This window comes from Mesorhizobium sp. P5_C1 (assembly GCF_054049815.1).
Genome location: NZ_JBFULQ010000940.1, coordinates 1 through 1,389, shown reverse-complemented (window position 1 = coordinate 1,389; position 1,389 = coordinate 1). Strand labels below are relative to the sequence as shown.

General features: G+C 61.1%; 2 protein-coding genes. One reads left to right on the top strand and one right to left on the bottom strand.

From position 1 onward, the window contains the following. Positions 1-115: 115 nt before the first annotated feature. Positions 116-421 (bottom strand): hypothetical protein, encoded by a 306-nt coding sequence (locus ACXJ7R_RS32795; RefSeq protein WP_457155423.1) that lies wholly within the window; start codon positions 419-421, stop codon positions 116-118. On the opposite strand from ACXJ7R_RS32795, the gene ACXJ7R_RS32790 reads away from it, so the two are divergent. Then, positions 399-992, top strand: a complete 594-nt coding sequence (locus ACXJ7R_RS32790) for a BA14K family protein (protein ID WP_457155422.1) — start codon at positions 399-401, stop codon at positions 990-992. The genes ACXJ7R_RS32795 and ACXJ7R_RS32790 overlap by 23 nt on opposite strands. Positions 993-1,389: the final 397 nt, after the last annotated feature.

The following is a 1,389-nucleotide window of genomic DNA, read 5'->3' as shown; positions in this document are numbered from 1 at the left end:
GTCCGCTATCGGGGCGAGCTCGGCGGATAGCTGCCATTCGGCAGACGACCTCTGAGCGGACGTTGAGGCGAGTTGCATGCATACAGATGCCTCCGGGGCCCTGAGGAGTGGCTTCTCAGAGAGCTAGGCTCCAGGGCGCTGTGACGGATGGCTTGGTGAAAGGCAGGTTGCGATCGGCCGAGCCCTCGAATCCGCTGGCGTCGAGTCCATCGCCGAGAAAAGCGGCGGCTAAGGCGGCAGTTGGATGTCGACGCCGGCGCATCAACAAGCACTCCTTTTTACCGGCACACTCCGCCCAGCGCACTTCTTGGAACCAGATCCAGCGCCCCGCATTCTCTTTAAATGGAAGGTTTAAGGAGCACAGCGTGAAGGCTTTGTTGGGAATAGCCGGAGGATTCTTGCTGACACTTGCGGTCTTCACCAGTGGCCTTGCCTTTGCAACATGGCTTCTCGCAGCCAAGCCCGTGCGGCAGGCAAGACCCAGCATCAGTGTCGCGGATCTGTGGACTAGGGACGCGCAGCCTGTGAAGACGGAGGCACAGTCCTTCGAGCGCATTCCGGCTGAGCAGGCTGAGGTACCCGACGCCTCCGCCAGGGCGAAAGCGGCACCCGACCCGATCGTGACTTCCGCCGTTCAGCCTTCGACAGGCCAGGTGGAGGCCAGGGCCGAAATGCCAGCCGCCCATGTCGAATGGTGCGCGAGCCGCTACCGGTCTTACCAGCCAGAGGACAACAGCTATAGGTCCTACACAGGGCGGCAGCGCCAATGCATCTCGCCCTATTCCGACGTCGCCACCGCGCAGCCGCCCGTTGCCGTCAGCTACGTTGAGGCAAACTACGCTTCGACGGATGGCTACGCGTTAACGGACGAGGTCCGCCCCCAACTTTCGGACGACCACATTGACTATTGCTTCAGCCGTTACCGCTCCTATCGGCACGAAGATAACACCTACCAGCCCTATTCCGGCGGCCCACGCAGGCAGTGCCAATAGGCCTGTCTGTACAGAGAGCTTCATGAGCGTCTATCGGCCGGACATCGCGCCAAAGAGACAGGGTGGGGCGTTCATCAATATAGTGCGGCGAGGACCCATGACGGAGCCTCCAGATATCGGGCCGCCAATTGTAGGGAAGCGTCGCTATAGCGGCGATATTGCCGACGAGCGGAGGCATTTCTACAGCTGCCCTGCCCGCAATTCATCCTCCAGAACGGCGATGTCGAGGGGGCAGAGGGCGTGATAACACGATGTCTTCCTGCCCCTGGAGCAGGCTCCCCTTTTCGGCYAGTCGCTTRCGYCTCTGTTSGCGGAAGGCTGYCATGCCATAGCGMGTGATSCCRTAGAAYAACAGGCCAAAAATCAGCCCSAGTGGCACCGCACCGCACAGCATGGG